At 45.3% G+C, this 18,855-nt stretch carries 12 protein-coding genes and 1 pseudogene; 10 read left to right on the top strand and 3 right to left on the bottom strand.

Annotation, left to right across the window (positions count from 1 at the left end):
* Positions 1-145: 145 nt before the first annotated feature.
* From R7Z78_RS02140 to R7Z78_RS02120, 5 genes are read left to right on the top strand one after another with little or no spacing between them, the layout of a single operon-like run.
* Positions 146-2,143 (top strand): prolyl oligopeptidase family serine peptidase, encoded by a 1,998-nt coding sequence (locus R7Z78_RS02140; RefSeq protein ID WP_017635426.1) that lies wholly within the window; start codon positions 146-148, stop codon positions 2,141-2,143.
* Positions 2,144-4,285, top strand: coding sequence for a TonB-dependent hemoglobin/transferrin/lactoferrin family receptor (locus R7Z78_RS02135; protein WP_054702620.1), 2,142 nt, complete (start codon positions 2,144-2,146; stop codon positions 4,283-4,285). It abuts the gene before it with no gap.
* Positions 4,286-4,294: 9 nt separating this feature from the next.
* Positions 4,295-6,547: a proprotein convertase P-domain-containing protein gene (locus tag R7Z78_RS02130; RefSeq protein WP_104976447.1), complete on the top strand. Its 2,253-nt coding sequence runs from the start codon at positions 4,295-4,297 to the stop codon at positions 6,545-6,547.
* Positions 6,548-6,572: 25 nt separating this feature from the next.
* On the top strand, positions 6,573-8,024 hold the full coding sequence (locus R7Z78_RS02125) for a DUF1566 domain-containing protein (RefSeq protein ID WP_053303854.1): 1,452 nt from the start codon (positions 6,573-6,575) through the stop codon (positions 8,022-8,024).
* A gap of 1 nt (position 8,025) precedes the next feature.
* Positions 8,026-8,601, top strand: coding sequence for a DUF1566 domain-containing protein (locus R7Z78_RS02120; RefSeq protein WP_017635423.1), 576 nt, complete (start codon positions 8,026-8,028; stop codon positions 8,599-8,601).
* Between the two features lie 108 nt (positions 8,602-8,709).
* On the opposite strand, the gene R7Z78_RS02115 is transcribed toward R7Z78_RS02120, so the two are convergent.
* The gene (locus R7Z78_RS02115) at positions 8,710-10,353 is read right to left on the bottom strand and encodes a methyl-accepting chemotaxis protein (RefSeq protein WP_104976448.1); all 1,644 of its coding nucleotides are present in this window, start codon (positions 10,351-10,353) and stop codon (positions 8,710-8,712) included.
* 330 nt (positions 10,354-10,683) lie between these two features.
* Between R7Z78_RS02115 and R7Z78_RS02110 the strand changes: the two genes are divergently transcribed.
* The 5 genes from R7Z78_RS02110 to R7Z78_RS02090 all read left to right on the top strand — a co-directional run bounded on the left by R7Z78_RS02110 (position 10,684) and on the right by R7Z78_RS02090 (position 16,685).
* Positions 10,684-11,505 carry a phosphate ABC transporter substrate-binding protein gene (locus R7Z78_RS02110; protein ID WP_005375153.1) on the top strand — a complete coding sequence of 274 codons (822 nt, stop codon included), beginning with the start codon at positions 10,684-10,686 and terminating at the stop codon, positions 11,503-11,505.
* Positions 11,506-11,605: 100 nt separating this feature from the next.
* Complete coding sequence (pstC, locus tag R7Z78_RS02105; protein WP_005375154.1) at positions 11,606-12,538, top strand: phosphate ABC transporter permease subunit PstC; 933 nt, start codon at positions 11,606-11,608, stop codon at positions 12,536-12,538.
* A gap of 22 nt (positions 12,539-12,560) precedes the next feature.
* On the top strand, positions 12,561-13,424 hold the full coding sequence (pstA, locus tag R7Z78_RS02100) for a phosphate ABC transporter permease PstA (RefSeq protein WP_005383923.1): 864 nt from the start codon (positions 12,561-12,563) through the stop codon (positions 13,422-13,424).
* Between the two features lie 60 nt (positions 13,425-13,484).
* On the top strand, positions 13,485-14,234 hold the full coding sequence (gene pstB, locus R7Z78_RS02095; protein WP_005375156.1) for a phosphate ABC transporter ATP-binding protein PstB: 750 nt from the start codon (positions 13,485-13,487) through the stop codon (positions 14,232-14,234).
* 327 nt (positions 14,235-14,561) lie between these two features.
* Positions 14,562-16,685: a GGDEF domain-containing protein gene (locus R7Z78_RS02090; protein WP_049812045.1), complete on the top strand. Its 2,124-nt coding sequence runs from the start codon at positions 14,562-14,564 to the stop codon at positions 16,683-16,685.
* A 129-nt stretch (positions 16,686-16,814) separates the two neighbouring features.
* Here R7Z78_RS02090 and R7Z78_RS02085 read toward each other — a convergent pair whose 3' ends face one another.
* On the bottom strand, positions 16,815-18,461 hold the full coding sequence (locus R7Z78_RS02085) for a BatD family protein (RefSeq protein ID WP_169644579.1): 1,647 nt from the start codon (positions 18,459-18,461) through the stop codon (positions 16,815-16,817).
* 4 nt (positions 18,462-18,465) lie between these two features.
* Positions 18,466-18,855 (bottom strand): annotated as a pseudogene (locus tag R7Z78_RS02080) (hypothetical protein); the annotation flags it as partial.

The following is an 18,855-nucleotide window of genomic DNA, read 5'->3' as shown; positions in this document are numbered from 1 at the left end:
TTATAACCTCGGTCAAAGCAAACGTTTTTCCTCACACACTAGATAAAAATCTAACATGATTATGAAAATGATAATTGATCTCATTTTTATTTAAGGGCAGAATACGCGCCATTGTATTAATCCTATAAATGAATTCGCTCTCTATATGAAATTTACTCATGTTTTTTTAGGGCTCATAATTACCTCTAGTTCTGGCTTTGCTGCTGATGATTTCAACTGGCTTCGAGATGATGCTCGTAAAGATGAGCGAGTTCTTACCTACCTAACAGAACAAAACCACAAAACTGAACAGCACCAAAAAAGTTATCAGACGTTGACAAAAAACCTACTAACGCAGTGGGATACCATTGTGGCAGACAAAGGTGATAAGCCATGGTCGATCGTGAGTGGAAGAGAGTGGACGCTAATGCGTCGCGATGGTCGTTACTTACTATTATCCCGTGCGAGTCAACATGCACCAGAAAACGTGGTGTTCGATTTCGATGAACGACAATCTGCGCATCAGTACTACCAACTTGGTCAATGGCAAGTGAATGGTGACACGCTACTTTTCACGGAAGATATCGACGGCAGCGAACAATATCGTGCTGTGGTTGTTGATTTACTCTCCGGTCAATCTACGGAACTGGCGACGCACGTCGATAGTGGCGTATTGTTGTCACCTAACGGGAAAGTGGCATTCCTCGTTGCAAAAGAAAAGCGCACCCAGCGACCTCATCAGATCTTACGTATCTCCACTGAATCTTTGGCAAAAACAGTCCTATGGAATGAACCCAAGTCAGATTGGTTACTTTCTTTCTATCGTGCGGCAGATAGCCGTTATGCTGTGCTGCAAAGCAACAACGAGTCAACAACAGAGCAGAAGCTTGTCGACCTAGAAACGGGCACTGTCTCAGATTCATTGCGAAAGCCTGAAGTGGGTGTGGAATATTACGCGGATGTGGCGAAAGGTTACATTTATCTGAAAAGCAACCTGGAAGGAAAGTTCGCCCTTTACCAAGCCGAACTCGCACCGCTTGGCGCAACATGGCAACGCTTTACCAATCCTCGTGAGCCGCTTGAACAGTTCTACCTTTATGATGCAGGAGTTGTGGCACTTAGTAAGCCAAACAACTTGTCGACATTGACGGTGTATTCTTACCAAGGGCAGGAAAAAGTGATACTGCCATTGGAACACGATGGTAATGTCGCTTGGCTAAGCACATTGGGCGATTTTGAATCAAACAAAATTCGTATCCGAAGCATGTCGATGACTACGCCTCCTCAGTGGGAAGAGTTCGATGTAAAAACGCTGAATAAATCCTTGTACTCTCAAGATGCTTACCAAGACTTTGATAGTCAGCGTTATGTATCCCAACGTATTTTTATTAAGCACGACGGCGTTTCTGTCCCGGTCTCTTTGGCGTATCGCAAAGACAAATTGCACCCACAATCTCCTGTGATGATTTACGGTTACGGCGCGTATGGTTTTACGATGAAACCGTACTTTATGCCTCAGGTTATCAGTTTACTCGACCAAGGTGTGATTTACGCTATCGCCCATGTCCGTGGCGGTGGGTACTTTGGCGATGAATGGCACGAGCAAGGCCGTGGTGTGCGAAAAGCCAATTCTATTGGTGATTTTGTCGCGGCCGCGAAGGCGCTGCAAACATTCGAACGTGGCAATAGAGAGGTTTTCGCCATCGGTTCTAGTGCTGGTGGTACGTTGGTGGCCGGAGCGGTTAATCAAGATCCTAAATTGTTTTCAGGTGTCGTACTTAAAGTGCCTTTTGTTGATGTGGTTGCAAGTATGTCGGATACCTCACTTCCGCTTACCACACAGCAGTATGGCGAATGGGGTAACCCAACCAAACCTGAACAATTGGCGTTAATGAAGGCGTACGATCCGATTCTCAATATCCATAAAAACGCTTACCCACCCATGTTGGTTCAAGTCGGTTTAATTGATCAGCGCGTGCCATATTGGGAAGGCGCAAAGTATCTGGCTAAAGTTTCAGCGTTAAGTGAGCGCAACGGGCCGTACTTGTTGCAAACTGATTTTAATTCGGGCCACCAAATGGACCCACGACAAGCGCAAGAACAACAAGCAAAAGAATACGCATTTCTACTATCACTCATTAAAACATCTAAAGCGGAGCAGTAAATGAAGCTTACCCCAGTGTCAGCGGCAGTACTTTCGGTACTTGCTGCCAGTCAAGTGCACGCCGAATCTAAGGTTTTCTCAATGGAAGAGGTGGTGGTAACCGCCAATAAAATCGATCAGCCATTGTCAAAAGTGGCAGGTAGTGTCGCAGTTATCACAAACGAGCAAATCGAAGAACGAGGCGAAACCGAGCTTTATGACGTGCTGCGTAACGAACCTGGTGTAAGCGTGACGGGCGGTGCAGGACGTCCGCAAAACATTACCATCCGTGGTATGACAGGTAACCGCATTATGATCGTTCGTGATGGCATTCGTTCTGCGGATGGCTTCGGTGCGAATGACATTAATGATGCAGTTGGGCGAGATACTTTTGATTTATCCAATTTTGAATCGCTTCAAATCATTAAGGGTGCAAGCTCTTCGGTGCATGGCTCTGGCGCAATCGGCGGTGTGGTGATTTTAGAATCCAGTCAGCCGGGTGATTTCTTAAAAGACAAAGACTTCTACACCGATGTTTCCGGTACTTACACCGATATCAGCAACAAGTACAAAGGTACGAGTAACCTAGCTTTCCGCTCCGGTGATACAGAGAGTTTGTTTAATGTTTCATACTGGCAAGGGCAAGAGACACGTAACTTTGATGAAGATTTGTATAACCGCGACCTAGATGGTTACAGCGGTGCTTATACGATCAACCACTTTTTCAATGAAGAGGTGATGTTGAAAGCCAAAGCGGAACTCTACACCCAGAATCAAGAGCGTTTGGAGGGTTCACCGTCCATTCAACCTGATGGCATCTGGCATATTGAAGACTTTGCTGAAGATGAAACCTCCGAAGAGTACAGCGCTTACATTGGTGCAGAGGTGACACCGATTAATCCAACTTGGTTCGAAGAGTTGGATACCAAAGTTTACTGGCGTCACACCGAAGTCGTGGAAGACACCAACCGTTTAATGCGTCAAGTGGATCACAATGGTTTGATCACCAAACGTCGCGAGCTGGAACACAAAACCTTCATTGACGAGACAATTGGCTTCCGTGGTGACTTCACCAATACGATTTATGCAGCAAATGCAGAGCACCAATTGGCTTACGGTGTCGAGCTTTCTACTGACTACTACGAACGCACAGATAGCGATTCCAAGATTGATTGGAACGGCGTAACACCTTCGACCAAACAACCTTTCGCTCCTGCTCGTGCTTATAACATTGGTTTGTACGTTCGAGACATGGTGGAACTGGATAAATGGACCATCACAGGCGGCCTGCGCTTTGATGCGCACCGTTTAACACCGGACGGTGAGGGCGAAGTAGGCGGCTTCCCATTAAAAGACATGGATAGCTCAGAGGTGTCTCCAAGCCTGTCGGTTTCTCGTGAAATGTTTGCCAACAACATCGTTTATGTGTCGTACAACCACGGTTACCGAGCTCCGGAATACGACAAAGCATATGGCTTCGTGAACCATGATTTCGTACCGCTAACGCCTTTTGTTATCGCGCCTAACTTAGACCTAGAAGCTGAGACTTCGGACTCATTTGAAATCGGTAACAAGTTCGATAACGGTCGTGCGTATGTCTATGCGTCTGTGTTCTACAACAAGTTTGAAAACTTCATCGATGTTGTGACCACAGGCTTTGACTCAAGCACTGGTAATTACGTCAAACAGTACCAAAACCTTGATGGCGTAGAGACTTATGGCGCAGAGCTTTCTGCGGGTTACGCGCTCACCAAACAATGGGACATCAGCACTAAGTTTGGCTACGTAGATGGCAAAGACGCGGAAGGCGAATACGTTCGAAGCATTACGCCATTCGAAGGTAATGCTCAACTGAAATACGCCAACCAAGACTTCAATGCTTACGTGGCTTGGAACTGGGCCGCTGCTATGGATCGCGTTCCTAAATGCCAGACCACGCTTGGCCTAGCGACAGAGTGTGCGCAGACAAGCGCGTGGAATACGTTTGATATTGGCGCAACTTACTACGTTTCCAAAGACCTTCGTGTTAGCGCAAACATCGTCAACTTGTTCGACAAAGAGTACATCCGATACCAAGACGTAGCGGGTATCGCTGAGGAAAGTAAGCGTTACTCAACTGAGCCTGGGCGCTACTTCACGCTAAATGCAAAATACGAATTCTAGGACGAAATCATGAAGCTAAAACCATTGGCGTTTTCACTGCTTATTGCTTGTACCCCTGCGGCGCAGGCTGCAGAGTGGGATTATCCTGCAACGGACTCTATTGTAACGAATGAAGCGCAAGCGAAAACTTATCTAGACAGCCACTACTCAGAAGCGGGCGAGTTTAAGTTCCGTTACAAAACCCAGTCTCAGCTTGGTGAGCATTACAATTTTGATGTTTGGGTAAACGGTGAATATCAAGCACAGCGTGCCCTAGTAGTAACAACCGATAAAAATCATCACGTTGTGCGAGTGTTTAAGAGCCTTGAAGATACGATCATTCGCAACGGTAAACCAACGGTTGCAATGGAATTGGAATCGCCTCGCCAACTGCAGGCACAAGAGCCACCTGCTCTGAGCTCTGGAAGTCTGGTTCATGTTGAGGTTTCTTTATTCAACCCAGATCTTCGTACCATGCAACAGCAAGCGGCACCAGAATCGACATGGTCAGCACTGTCCGATTACCCTCAGCCGATCGAGTACGTCACCAAGTCGATTGAGGTTTTAAAGTCGGGAGGTAAGTTCTATCTCTCTAACCCAAGATTAAAGCAAGTGGATGCGACGGGTTTATTTTCAGCCCCAGCACCTGGTGAATCGCCTGTACTCGATACGTTGGACTTCCTCAGCGCAGAAGGGGTTCAAGCATTTGACAGTGTTGATGAGATGCAAAGCACCGAGTTTGGTGACAATGCGTTCCCACAGTTGATGGCTTTTTATCATCTTGATAGCTCGATCCAATATCTGACAAGCCTGACTTACGACTTGTTTGATGAACCGCTTCGTTTTGATGCTCGCGGTTTATCAAAAGATAACTCTACTTACTATTACGGTCCGAAAGCACTCATGCTGGGTGTCGGTGGTGTTTCTCCGGATGCAGTCGATGCTGATGTCGTGATACACGAGCTTGGGCATGGCATTCTTTACCAAATCGTACCGGATTGGGCGTACGGTCACACTGGTGCTATCGCAGAGGGTTTTGCTGATTACTGGGCGGGCAGCGCGAGCTACCGCATTCAATATTTGGATGCTTCGCGTCGTGGTCAAGAATTCGAGTTAGATACGGTGTTCAACTGGGACGGTGTGTTCGGAACACGCAAAACAACTCGTAGCTTATGGAACCAAAGAGCACGTTACTTCGAGAGCTCAGAGTACCCAGCGCACGTCAGTGTGGGCGGTGAACTAGGTGACGAGCTATGGTCAACGCCGCTGTTTCAAGCGCTTAAAGCATCGGTTGAACGATACGGTGATGATACCGATAGGGTGTTCCGCGAGTTTGACGCCATTGTTCTTGAAGGCATGTACGGCATTGGTCGTGGCGTGAAAATGCATGATCTGGCGGAGTCGACCGTGTTTGCCGCAAACACCTTGTTCCCAAATAAAGACTACGCCCAATTCCTGACGGACAGCTTCAACAGACACAACTTACTTAAAGCGCCTCTTCGTGTTCGCTATGACGCTCGATACATCGCACAAGGTCAAGACGTTGGTTTGAGCCTGAGCCAAACTGGCCGTGAAGCGAGCATCAAAGGGCAATGGAAGCTAAACAACGCATCTGTTTTCGACTTTGATGAAACGCTTTCTGACTTGACCTCAATGAAGGTGGCGTTACTAAGCGGTCTAACATGTGGCACGCAATTCGATTCCTCTATTTCATTGGATTATCAATTTGCTGAAGGCCTAAAGACTCACCAGTGGAGTGAAAAGGTGATGCTGGTTAATGGTACGCCAGAGCTTGATATCCAGCCTCAATCAGTGAATTCCGCTTTACCGGAGCAGGGCGACAGACTGTTCTCTCAGACGCTATCGGACAAGTCACGCACGATTGATGATTCGTTTGCGGTTTACCTGAACATCGAACATGACTCACTGCAAGATCTGCAAGTGACGCTAGTGTCTCCACAAGGCAAATCGGTCGTGCTACTTAGCCATCAATCAAGCAATACCAAAGGATTTAAAGGTTACTTCACCGCTCAGTATGACGAGGAGTTACAAGCACTTGTCGGTCAACCGAGTTGGGGTACTTGGCGTCTCGAAGTGTCTGACCGCGTGTCAGGGAACTCTGGGGTGTTGAAAGAGTGGGGTGTGAGTCACTTTGCTCAGTATCAGTGTAGTGCTGATACCACTAAAGAAAGCAGTGGCGGTGGTTCAGGTGGCAGTGGTTCGCCTTGGACCTTGTTAGGACTTTTCCTGCTTTCAATGGTGAGAGTGATTCGCTCTCGTTAATTAAAATCAAAAGAAGATAAAATCTATGAAGTTTCAATATTCTTTCGTTGCTATGTCACTAGCCCTAGCTGGCTGTGGCGGTGGTTCTGGTGGTGATACGTCGGCACCGACCTATGATGTAGCTGGCACCATCGTTTCTGCAGGTACACTTCTTGATACGCCAGTGTGCATCGATTTAAACCAAAACTACGTTTGTGATACGACTGAACCGAGCACTAAAACGGATAATGCCGGTAAATTTAGCCTGACTTCAAGCGACAAAAACATACTAACTAGCACCATTCTTGCTCAAGTTGAGCAAGGTTCAAACCAAACGTTGCGTCTTGCGGCTCCAGGCCAAAATTTAGCAACGGGTAACACAATCAATGGTGTAACAACGTTGCTCGCGGGTCTTGTGGTTGACGGTAAAACCGTTGCTCAAGCTGAAGAGATTGTGAAAGCGCAACTCGCCGATGCTGGCGTTTCTCTTTCTGGTACGGTGATGTCTAACGCAGAAGCCAGCGAGCTAGACAAGCTAGAGCAAAACACGGTTGCACTATTAGCTGCAATGCAGCCACAACAAATGACCCAAGGCGTAGCGCTGCTTGCTCAAAGCCTTAGCTTCCAGGGTAAATCATTGGCCTCTGATCTTCTGTCTGAAGTGGAAGTGAGTGCATTTGCTGAAGAAATTGTAGCGGTTGCTGAACAAACGGTTGGTAGTAACGATACGGGCGCCGTTCTTTATTTTGCTGAAGGAGCAGCAGACGTAGCAGAGGTTCAAGCGTCTTACCCTGGTCAAGATGCGGAATACGGCTTCGACAAAGAGGACAAGCAAACGTCGACAGGCGCTGGCTTTAAGTTCGTTAAGCTAGATTCACAAGGTGCAGCTTTAGCTGCAGATGCGACTGAGTGGGCTTGTACTATGGACGAACGTACTGGTCTTGTTTGGGAAAATAAGAGTGCGGATGCGAGCTCGGTTCAATTTAAAGATCGCCTGTTTGCGTTTGAGTCTGAAGCATTTAAGCCATTTAGCAAAGATGTAGAGCTTGCAGGCTGTAAAGACGCTGGTGATGAAGTTTGTACCACTAGCCAATATGTTGAGTACATAAACAAACAATCGTTATGTGGAATCACTGGTTGGCGCTTGCCTACTTACCGTGAGACTTATGACTTACTAGACTTTGGTGAACAAACACTGTTTGCTCCGAACGATGAATATGCAAAATACAACGTCTATGGTTTTAATGTTAAATACTTTCCACAGCAAACCATAGGTAGCCCTTATTTAGGATATGGTGCGTTTTGGCATAGCGACTTTAAGTTTACGAATGCATCATCACAACTTATTGATGGCGAGATTTATTTCCCTGCGATTGTCTCCCGGGGCAAAGATAGAGGCACTATTTCATACGTCGAGATTCGATCAAGCAACACAAGTGCGGGTGCCGATGATTCTTACCAATTCCCAATCCGTCTAGTCGCAGTTAAGGGGCAATAAGATGAAGAAATTAATAACTGTACTATCTCTTACTTTGGCTTCTCAAACTGCAATAGCTGCACAAGAGTGTTCTACTGACTTTGCTAAAACGGCACCTAACACGCGTTATACATATTCTGAGAGCGGTACCGTAACTGACCTGAAAACAGGTCTAACATGGATGCGCTGTCCAGTTGGTATGACATGGAATGTAGGAAACCAAGAATGCCAGGGGACGCGATCTACAATGTCATGGCAACTCGCTCTCTCCACAGCCAAACAAATTCGTAATAAGGACGGCAACCATCCTCTTCACAATTTTGCTGACAAAAAAAATTGGCGACTAGCAAATATCAAAGAGCTAGTATCTCTAACTGAGCGAGCTTGCCACAGCCCAGCCATAAATAGTACAGGGTTTGCTAGCGGCTATAGTCTGACAGATGGAGATGATGTTCTAGGGCGTTATGTCTGGAGCAACACACCTAATGGCGACGGTAAGCATGTTGCAACTTTTGATACGACTAATGGTGAGGTTTTCAATAGAGATCCGTTAAACTCAAGTTTCAAAAGTTCTCTCTTGTTAGTGACAGATGAATAATAATTATTACGTTAATAAGGGTTGATAGCTTTGCCTTTATAATAAGCTCCGCCAGTGCGGAGCTTTTTCTTTTCTAACCTTTGGAACTTATCGTGTTGAGCAGAGAATTTAAACTTGGAACTGCTTAAGCTGATGTTTTTGGTTTTCTGCTAAACCAGACAACTCTTGCGCTGCCGCGGCTGATTGAGTGATACCAGTGACGTTCTGGCTCACTAGTTCATAGATGTTCGTTAAGTTGTTGTTGATATCAGCCGTGACCTGTTTCTGCTCTTCTGATGCGGTCGCAACTTGAGTGTTGATTGAGTTCAGATCGGCGATAGCATTACTGATATTAGCAAGTGATTGGCTAACTTCTTGTGTCAGAGCTTGGTTGTCTGACAACATGGCTAAGCTGGAATGCATACTTTCATTTGCGTGACCAGATTGTTGCTGTAGCTCTTCTATAATGGTTTGGATCTCTTTGGTGGACTCCTGAGTTCGCGCTGCCAGCATACGTACTTCATCGGCCACTACCGCAAAGCCTCTGCCACTTTCGCCCGCTCGTGCAGCTTCAATCGCTGCATTCAGTGCAAGGAGATTCGTTTGCTCAGAAATACCTTCAATCACTTCGATCACGCGACCAATGTGTTCTGATTGATCTTTTAGCGAAGTCACGACGGCAGCGGCTTCGTTAAGTTGTTCCGCCATCTTTTCACTTGCGCGAGTACTTTCCCCAAACATGCTTATACTTTGTGAGGTTAACGTACGTGCTTGATTTGATGCACTATCTGCTTCTTGTGCATTGGTCGATACTTCAGCTGCGGTCGACTCTAGCTGATTGATCGCCGAGGCTACTTGCTCAACTTCTTGCTTTTCTTGATCCGAGTTGACGCTGCTTTGAGTCATAACAGTTGCTAACTCGGTTGATGCTGATGCCACATCTTCACTAATGCGAACCAATGCGCTTACAGTTTCACGCAGTTTTTCTATGGTCTGGTTTACATCTCGAGCCAACTGAGACACTTCGTTTTTCCCGATGGCTTCGGCCTTAACTAGTAGGTTTCCCTTCGCGACTTCCTGCATCGTTACTTGAAGGTTACGAATCGGCGCAACGATGTAGCTGGCGAGTACCCAACTAATAAGTGAAGCAGCACTCAAGATCACCGCAAGCGAGACGGTGCTGTAAGTGAGCGTGGTTGAATGTTGTTCGCCATTCGTTTCGACTTCATCGGTGACGATTTGATTCAATTGTTTAGATAGTTTGTCGATGGCGTTGATCATCGCTTCGCCAGCTAATCGATACTCAGCCATTGCAGATTCGTACTTTTGATTGAAATCAGAGGTGGTGTAATCAGAAGAGTGTTTAGTGGTGAGCAGAGGTGTCATGGTAACGCGAGTGAAATCAACATAGTGATTCATGGCCTTACGCATAGCATTGACTTCATTTTGAATGCCAGGGAGATTGTCGATGGAGTTAAGAAAATCGCGGTTTTTGTTTTGTCGCTCAGAAAGCTCTTGGTTGAGAGACTGAACATCTTCGGCTCTAAATAGACTATAAATGGCTTTGATGCGCATGGCGTAAGTGTTGTCTACGATGCCGCTAAGTTCCTCTTTGTGAATGATTAGCTTATGGGTGGAAGCCGAAACCTTATTGAATGCTTGATCGAGTTTACCGATTCCGACACTCAGTCCAATGATGAGTAATATAACTGTGAATAGAACAGGCAGAAAAACCTGAAGTTTAATAGAAAGCGTACTAAGAAATTGACGCATGAGATTGACCCTCTATCGGTTTAATTATTATCTTTTTTATAAATAAGTATTTCGATTTTAATTGTTATATTTGCCAAATCAATGAGTTACTCATATCTAATTGTTATGAAATGTACCAAAATCGATGGGGTTATCATCTTGAACATGAGGCAACTTATAAAAACGTTACGTTCAAATTGAGAGAGGGATAAGTCGCGGAATTAATAGTTAGAAATGACAACGTGTCATAGAGGGTTCAACTAAGTGAAACACAACTGTCATATTCAAATTCTAAAGTGAGCACCGTTCAAGTGAAACACAACGGCAATAAAGCCACTTAAGGAAATTGTGATGAAAAAGACAGTAATCGGTGCAATCGCACTTCTAGGCGCAATGGCAGTGACTCCTGTTTCTGCTAAAGAAACTATCTCTGCAGTGGGTTCTAGCAGCGTAACTCCACTGATGGAAGTTTTCTCTGAAACGTACATGAAGAAGAACCCTAACGTATTTATCGAAGTTCAAGGTCCTGGTTCTTCAGCTGGTGTAAAAGCAGCGAAAAATGGTTCAGCAGACCTTGGTATGTCTTCTCGTAATCTAAAAGACTCTGAAAAAGAATCAACACTAATCGAAGAAGTGGTTGCTCGTGATGGTATCGCAGTGGTTGTCAACCCACAAAACAAACTGCCAGGTCTAACAGCCGAGCAAGTGACTGCAATCTACAAAGGCGAAGTATCAAACTGGAAAGAAGTCGGTGGTGCAGACAAGCCAATCGTAGCCATTACTCGTGACACAGCTTCTGGTACTCGTGGCGCATTTGAAGACATCATGTCTCTAAAAATGAAGATTTCTGGTAAGAAGGTATCAGCTATCTCTCAACGTGCTCAAGTTGCAAACGGTAACGGCGCACTGAAAACAATGGTTGCATCTAACCCATACGCAATCGGCTACATTTCTCTTGGTACTGTAGACAACACTGTTAATGCGCTAGCAATCGACGGCGTTGATGCAACGGTAGCTAACGTTAAAAACGGTTCTTACAAAGTAGCGCGTCCATTCCTTGTTCTTTACAAAGAAGGCAAGCCATCAACAGAAACGCAAAAATTCCTAGACTGGATGCTAACTGATGAAGCGCAAGCGCTAGTTGACCAAAAAGGTTACATCTCAGTTAACTAATCCCATCGGGACTCTAAAGTTTGCTCAGCCCAACGTTTCGGGCTGAGCCTTTTCTATCCATTGTGTTCAACGGCATTGCCCAGAACCGTGAGATTTTTAAATGACCATCGCAACAAATAGTGAAAAGCTTATGAATACTGACGCTAGAGCTATCAGCAAGTCAGGCCTACGCGAGAAGCGTCGTGTAGACTGGAAAGAGCGCATCTTCCACGGCTTGTTCCTAACGAGTGCCGTAATCGGCATTGTTTCATTGGCCGTTATTGCATACTTCATCGTTCGAGAGAGTATTCCGGCATTCCAAGAAGCAGGCGTATCGGGCATTGTCTTAGGACAAAACTGGTTACCACCTGCGCTTTACGGTGTCGCCACCATGATTGTGGCATCTATCGTATCGACGGCTGGTGCTGTCATTGTTGGGGTTCCAATTGGTGTTCTGACCGCCATTTTTATCGCTGAAATCGCACCAAAGCGATTAGCAGACATCATCCGTCCAGCGGTTGAGCTGCTAGCCGGTATTCCTTCAGTGGTCTACGGTTTCTTCGGTCTGGTTATTATCGTTCCATTGATTCAGAAAGTATTTGATGTACCTGCAGGTAACACTATCTTGGCCGGTATTATTGTTCTTGGTGTGATGATTCTACCAACAGTAATTACGGTTTCTGAAACGTCTATTCGCGCTGTCCCTCGTACTTATAAAGAAGGTTCTTTGGCACTGGGCGCATCGAAAATCTACACCATCTTTAAGTTGCTCGTTCCAGCGGCTCGCTCAGGCATCATGACAGGTGTGATACTGGGTATCGGTCGTGCGTTGGGTGAGACCATGGCGATTATCATGGTTATGGGTAACGCGCCGGCAATGCCAGAAGGCATCTTGGATTCGGCTCGTACACTAACTGCAAACATCGCTATTGAAATGTCTTACGCAAGTGGTGTTCACGCGAACGCACTTTACGCTACAGGTGTAGTACTTCTGGTCTTCATCATGTCGTTGAACGCTGTACTACTGTACCTAAACCGAGAAAAAGCGAAGTAATCGCTCGTTAAAGGTGACTATTATGGATCGCGCAAAACTGAAAAAAGCACGCCAGTTCAAAGATAATGTCTTTAACGCATTTGTCTGGATCTCGGCAGCACTAACGGTAGGTTTTTTGTTCTGGATTATCTGGTACATCCTATCAAACGGTCTACAACACGTAGATTGGAACTTCATTACTGATAACTATACGCGTACAGGTGAAGAGCATGGTATCTTCCCAATGATTGTGGCGACCATTTACATGGTTATCGCTTCTATCGCAGTGGCAGCGCCACTCGGTATCATGACGGCAATCTACTTGACCGAATACGCGAAAGTGGGCAGTCGTTTGGTGAAAATCATCCGATTCTGTACCGAGTCATTGGCGGGTATCCCGTCGATCATTTTCGGCCTGTTTGGTATGACTTTCTTCGTGGCGATTCTTGGCCTTGGCTTCTCGATTCTGTCGGGTGCATTGACGCTAAGTATCCTAATCCTGCCAGTGATCATCCGTACAACGGAAGAAGCGCTGATGGCAGTGCCACAAACTTACCGTGAAGGCTCTTATGGCCTCGGTGCTTCTAAGATTTACACTATCTGGCGTTTGATTCTTCCGAGTGCAATGCCAGGTATCTTAACCTCGGTCATTCTAAGTATTGGTCGTGTCATTGGTGAGTCTGCTCCAGTATTCCTGACAGCAGGTATGGTTGCACGTATTCCGGACTCTTTATTGGATTCAGGTCGTACGCTAACCGTTCACCTATACAAACTGACTACCGAACTGTTTACCGTTGAAGAATGGAATCAGGCTTACGGTACGGCAACAGTGCTTATCGTAGTTGTTCTCTTGATCAACATGGTAACGAAACTGATTGCTAGACGTTTTAACACCGCAACTTACTAACAACACTAATTAAGAACGCACGTTAAAAGACACGAATTCAAGAATTAAGAGATTAAGACAATGAACAAATTTGATATTGAAAACCTAGACCTATTCTACGGTGACAACCAAGCACTGAAATCGATCAACTTACCAATTCCAGTTCGCCAAGTAACTGCACTTATCGGCCCGTCAGGTTGCGGAAAATCAACGCTTCTACGCTGTTTGAACCGAATGAATGATCTAATCGAAGGCGTGAAAATTACAGGTAAATTGGCGATGGACGGCGAAGATATTTACGGCAACATTGATGTTGCTGACCTTCGCATCAAAGTCGGCATGGTATTCCAAAAGCCAAACCCATTCCCGATGAGCATTTACGAGAACGTGGCTTACGGCTTACGTGCTCAAGGTATCAAAGACAAAAAGACAATTGATGAAGTGGTAGAGCGTTCGCTGCGCGGTGCTGCACTTTGGGATGAGGTGAAAGATCGCCTTAAATCACACGCATTCGGTCTTTCTGGTGGTCAGCAGCAACGTTTATGTATTGCACGTACAATCGCGATGGAGCCGGATGTGATTCTGATGGATGAGCCAACGTCGGCACTTGACCCAATTGCGACACACAAAATCGAAGAACTGATGGAAGAGCTAAAGAAGAACTACACCATCGTTATCGTGACTCACTCAATGCAACAGGCGCGTCGTATCTCTGACCGCACTGCGTTTTTCCTAATGGGTGAACTGGTTGAGCACAACGATACGCAAGTGATCTTTAGCAACCCTCAAGACGACCGTACTCAAGGCTACGTAAATGGTGATTTCGGTTAATCCACCGTATTTACAAGCATAACTAAATAACTATAAGCGATGGTAACTTTGCCCCTCTTGATGAGGGGCCTTTTTCTTTTTAAGTCGTAGGCTTAAAACATCTACCAACACAAAAATCTTGTAAATAAGTACAACTTTCCTCCCCAGTTTATAAAGCATGTAACTTATGTGAAACATGGCTTTAAAAGTGCTGAAGAGCTCTCGAATGTAACACTAAGTCTGATAATTTTGCGAATGACTTAACAGCTCAAATTTGAACGTATTGATTGCATATCATGGCCTAAGTAGTTTTTTATCGAGGATAAAAAAGTAGATTAGGTTGGTAGGGTGAGTTTAAGAAGTTTTACAAGAAAAGTGTCTTCAACGAGGGACCATCGGTTGCTAGCGGAGGCAATCTTTGATCATTTAGAGAGTCTGTTCTCCCCTCAAGCCCTCGCTATTTTTGAAGATCCTTCAATTAACCCTCGTCATTCGATGAGCTTCTCTCGCGGAGAGCTTTACCCAACCCAAAACTATCCTGAGACATTCTGGGAGTGGGCAAGTCAGTTTGACACCTCTGAAAGCATCATACCTCTGGCGATCAACACTTGTAACTGGAATCACACCCGAGATTTAGGCGGTGATAGTTACATCATGATGCTCGACAACACGCCTATCAAACGTACCTACCTACTGATTCAATCTGTACATGCTCGCACAGCACATAATATCTATGAAGAAAGTTACGACGCAATGCAGCTCGCAGCGGCGCGTTGGCAATGTATTCGTGCTGAAAAAAATGCCTCGAAAGAGATCAGGCACAGAGATATTCGTGAAGCGCAATATGTTGATGAGATTAGCCAACGCGAGCGCTTTATCGAAAATATGAAGTTAGTTCAGCAAGTTGCACTCGAAATCTCTAACCCTGATTCTTTAAAGGACTTGTACTACAAAGCCGTCGAAGCGTTACGTGAACGACTTGGGTTTGATCGCTCTACACTGATGCTTCTCGATATGAAAAAGCGCAGCTTCAGTGGTACATACGGTACGGATGAGTCAGGAATTACGATTGATGAATTTCACACACAATACGATTTACACCAACTTAGCGAGGAGTATATCACCGCGTTATCTAGCCTCGAGAGCAACTTAGTTATTGTAGAAGACGCGCCAATATACACAGCAGGCAAGGTCATCGGGCAGGGCTGGAATGCGATGTTGATTTTACGCGATGGCAATGAACCGTTTGGGTGGTTCGCGCTAGATAACTTTATTCATCGTAAGCCGATAACGGCATATCAAAAACAGATGTTGGACTCGTTTGGTTCACTCTTCTCTCAAATTTACATTCGTAAGCGCCAAGAACAAAACGTACGCATGCTGCATTCAAGCATGGTTGAGTTATCACGTTGCACTACTGTCAGTGGAGTATGCAAATCGGCCGTCACTTTCGCCATTAAAAATCTTGGTATTGATCGAATGGCGGTGTTTTTAACTGATGAAAATTGCTCTTACATGCAAGGAACGTGGGGTACCGATATTCAAGGTAATGTGGTGGATGAATCTTACTTCTTTGGCGAAACCCAAGATTTCTCTCTTATAAATCTGGCTCGCTCAATGCCAAACGAAGTCGCATTTGAAGAATCAGTGCCTATTTATCATGACTGTAATATTGTTGGCTTTGGTTGGGCTGCGATGACGGTATTGACTTCAAATAGCAGTGGTCCTATCGCCTTTATCGCTGTTGATAATTTGCTGACACGTGCGCCCTTAACTTCTCAGTTACGTGAAGTGATTCGTATGTTCGCGTCCAGCTTAGCTGAAGTATTGCAACGTACTCAAGCTCAAGAGGCGATTCGCGAACTAAACGAAAACTTAGAGCTGGAGGTTCAGAACCGAACAAAAGAGTTAGAGGAAGCCAATCGACAGCTTGAGGTACTTTCTAAGCTCGATCCTTTGACGCGTCTTGGTAATCGCCGCATGTTAGAACATGTGATGCAAAAATATTGTGCCCTAGAGTATGAAGACGACATGTCGTTTGGCCTGATCCTGATTGATATTGACCATTTTGGCTTATTCAATAATCACTATGGTCATCTCGAAGGCGATATCGCATTGATGCGAATTGGCTATATCTTGGATCATCATACCAAAGGTGAAGATGAAGTTTTTTGCCGTATCGGAGGTGAGGAGTTTGCATTGCTCATGATTGGTTCTGAGCAAGAGGAGGTTCGACTGAGAGCAGAGTGCATTCGTCAGTGCATCGAGGGCGAGGGGATAAAGCATCGACATAACCCAGAAGGGGAGTTACTTACCGTTTCAGTCGGTTACTCCTGTTATAAAGCGAAAGGCAAAGACTTTAATTTCGACCATTTATATCAGTTGTCGGATAAGGCACTCTATCAAGCGAAGAATCATGGGCGAAATTGTGTAAGGCGATACGAATACGAGCCCCAAGTGTTTGTTGAGTGAGTGATGTTCATAAGAGCAACTTGATAGGGAAGGGGGCGGCGGTTGGTGCTCTAGATAAAACCGCTAAAGCAAATTTGGCCGGATAAGAGAATTGGCAGCTCATGAGAGCTGCCATTGTTATCTAGTTATTTATAGCTTTTCGAGCTGGTGGTCGGTTTTTGTTACGTTTGCTTTGCCAAGGTTTTGAATTTTCGCTAGCAGCGAATCAGGGCTCCAAGGTTGTTGGTTAGCACTAAAATACGCTTGATTCATGGCATTAAGCTCTTGCTTAATTGCTTGTACGTCGCCAGGGTTTAGCCTGTCTTGATGAGTGGTTAAATACTCATTTACAGAGCGTTCAATTTTCGCAGCATCGCCCTCTTCGATGACTTTTTTTAGCGCGTCGATGCAAAGTGGTTGTTCAGTATTTGAAACCGTTCCACTCGCTGTTATTGACCGCTTTTTCCATGCCCAAATAGCGATTCCCAATGTCATTATCCAAAGCCCTAGGAAAACAAAGGTTAATGTTCGCCAGAGACTGTTTACATCGCCGCTTGATTCAGGACTAGGGGCTGACACTAAAGGCGCTGAAAGAGGCGATTCCGGCAACGTGATTAGCCCAGTGTCATTTTTCTCTACGTCTAATGTTAGCTCTGGTAACGTTGTTTTCTTCGCTTCATCATTTTGACTGTCCCACCAGTTCAAGTCGTATCCTGGTAAGGTATATTTCCCGGCCTCTGTAGGAATAATGACTTGCTTCACCGTCATGGTAACGGTGCCATCTCTCGCGCTATCGAACTTAGGTTGTTCGGGATACACGCGCAGTGAACTCGGGTAACTAATATTGACTCGTGGCAGATATTCGGCTTGTGTACCGCGAGCCTTAACTTGAATGGTTCGAGTGAGTGAAGAGCCTTGTTTTACTGTGTTGATCGCGTTAGTCGACAGTAGATTACCTTGATCGTCTTGCCAGCTCTGTGTCATTTCTAACGCTGAAGCAGGAAGCCATTCACCTTTAAATTCGCTCGGAATCGGTTTGACCGTGATTGGCATGCGTTCCGCTTTGGTGTTGATAGGCATTATTTTGGTTGAGCCCGTCAAGCTGTCGCCATAAATATAAGAACCGGTCAGTTTAGGACCTATCAAGGTATAAGTGCCTGATTGATTGGCCGTTAAGCGAAACGACTGCTCTATGACCGCTACTTCTAACCCATTTAAGATCTTCTGTCTTTGTTGTAAGCCACCCAGTGCCTCAAGCTTCATGCCTTTAATCTGCGGAGGTACTATTTGCGGGTTATCTAGGCGTCGAGTGTCCGCTTTAATTAGAAGTTGTATACGTAATGTTGCAGATTGCTGAGGGTAGAGCGTACTGTTGTCGACCGTAATATTGAAGCTAAATAGATCATCAAGATTGGGGTCTGTTTGGCTCGCGTTGACACGCAGTTTGATCGGCTCCGTTCTCATACCATCAGCGGAAAAACTTGGAATAGTCAGAACACCTTCTTTCATTGGTGCAATTGAGATACTCCACTCGGTACGCACTGATTTTCTTCCGTTAATGTTATTGCTAGAGCGGCCATAACGAGGTTGACCTAAGAAGAAGTCTTTCTCTAGAACATTGAAGTCGATTGAGTCTGAGCTGAGCTCAGTATCTGAAATGATTCTGAGGTTAATCACTTCATTCTTGGCTACTTGTGTTTTATTCACACTAGCTTGAAGTGTCTGTGCCATCACCGAGAAACTGGATATTAGGCTGGCCACAAAAATAAAGACCAGTTTTACGCCTTTGTTCATCACAGGCTTACCACTCCTTTTGAGATTGTTGTGGAGGTTGTTTTTGTTGCGCTTGAAGTTGCATTTGCGCACGGATCAAAAAGCTTGGGTCGCGAGCACTTTCTACTGCTTCTAGTCGACGAAACTCAGGATCATCCTGATGCATTTTTTCGGGATGCGCTTTAGCCTGTATTGGTTCACCTTGATCCTTCACTTGCTTGTCATCTCGTTGCGGTTGATGTTGTTCCGTTTTTTGTTTTTCTTTTTTATTTTCAGAATCTTGCTGATTTTGTGACTGTTGTCCTTGCGCTTCTTTCCCTTCGTTTTGAGACTTTTGTTGCTGTTGCTGTTGCTGTTGCTGTTGCTGTTGCTGTTGCTGTTGCTGTTGCTGTTGCTGTTGCTGTTGCTGTTGCTGTTG

This window comes from Vibrio sp. 1167 (genome assembly GCF_033340375.1).
GTDB lineage: Bacteria > Pseudomonadota > Gammaproteobacteria > Enterobacterales > Vibrionaceae > Vibrio > Vibrio alginolyticus.
Note: the sequence above shows the minus strand (reverse complement) of the source record. Positions and strands in the feature narration are given on the sequence as shown.

Bases quoted from the DNA above. Each gene is read 5' to 3' on its own strand.
- R7Z78_RS02140 (WP_017635426.1), top strand. From the start codon at position 146: ATGAAATTTACTCATGTTTTTTTAGGGCTCATAATTACCTCTAGTTCT.
- R7Z78_RS02135 (WP_054702620.1), top strand. From the start codon at position 2,144: ATGAAGCTTACCCCAGTGTCAGCGGCAGTACTTTCGGTACTTGCTGCC.
- R7Z78_RS02130 (WP_104976447.1), top strand. From the start codon at position 4,295: ATGAAGCTAAAACCATTGGCGTTTTCACTGCTTATTGCTTGTACCCCT.
- R7Z78_RS02125 (WP_053303854.1), top strand. From the start codon at position 6,573: ATGAAGTTTCAATATTCTTTCGTTGCTATGTCACTAGCCCTAGCTGGC.
- R7Z78_RS02120 (WP_017635423.1), top strand. From the start codon at position 8,026: ATGAAGAAATTAATAACTGTACTATCTCTTACTTTGGCTTCTCAAACT.
- R7Z78_RS02115 (WP_104976448.1), bottom strand. From the start codon at position 10,353: ATGCGTCAATTTCTTAGTACGCTTTCTATTAAACTTCAGGTTTTTCTG.
- R7Z78_RS02110 (WP_005375153.1), top strand. From the start codon at position 10,684: ATGAAAAAGACAGTAATCGGTGCAATCGCACTTCTAGGCGCAATGGCA.
- pstC (WP_005375154.1), top strand. From the start codon at position 11,606: ATGACCATCGCAACAAATAGTGAAAAGCTTATGAATACTGACGCTAGA.
- pstA (WP_005383923.1), top strand. From the start codon at position 12,561: ATGGATCGCGCAAAACTGAAAAAAGCACGCCAGTTCAAAGATAATGTC.
- pstB (WP_005375156.1), top strand. From the start codon at position 13,485: ATGAACAAATTTGATATTGAAAACCTAGACCTATTCTACGGTGACAAC.